This is a genomic window from Vogesella mureinivorans (genome assembly GCF_007644035.1).
GTDB classification, from domain to species: domain Bacteria; phylum Pseudomonadota; class Gammaproteobacteria; order Burkholderiales; family Chromobacteriaceae; genus Vogesella; species Vogesella mureinivorans.
This window is the reverse complement of the sequence record NZ_VMTV02000937.1, coordinates 1-320: the sequence shown is the minus strand read 5'-3', so window position 1 is coordinate 320 and position 320 is coordinate 1. Positions and strand designations below refer to the sequence as shown.

The window sequence follows — 320 nt, the reverse complement described above, 5'->3', positions numbered from 1 at the left end:
GAAACGCAGCAGCACGCCGTAATGCCCCACCGGCTCGATCGCGCGGATACCGACGTCGCGCTTGCCGGCGACCAGCACCTTCTGGCCCGGCCCGTGCCCCTGGACCTCGGCCGAGGGTGACTCCACCCGCAGATATTCGCAGGGCAGCGCGAAGCGGCTGCCGTCTTCAAAGGCCACTTCGAGGACGCGCGAGCGCTGGTGCAGGACGATGTCGGTGGGTGCGGGCGTGGTGCTCATGGCGATGGCGATCGATGTCTGGAAGTCGGGTCAGGACGCGGGCTTGAGCGCACGCAGCAGCAGCAGGGGCAGCGCCAGCCAGA

General features: G+C 69.1%; 1 protein-coding gene. It reads right to left on the bottom strand.

Annotation, left to right across the window (positions count from 1 at the left end):
* Positions 1-237 (bottom strand): gamma-butyrobetaine hydroxylase family protein (locus FLQ44_RS21225; protein ID WP_147695965.1); only part of this gene is annotated, 237 nt, incomplete at its 3' end.
* Positions 238-320 lie beyond the last annotated feature (83 nt).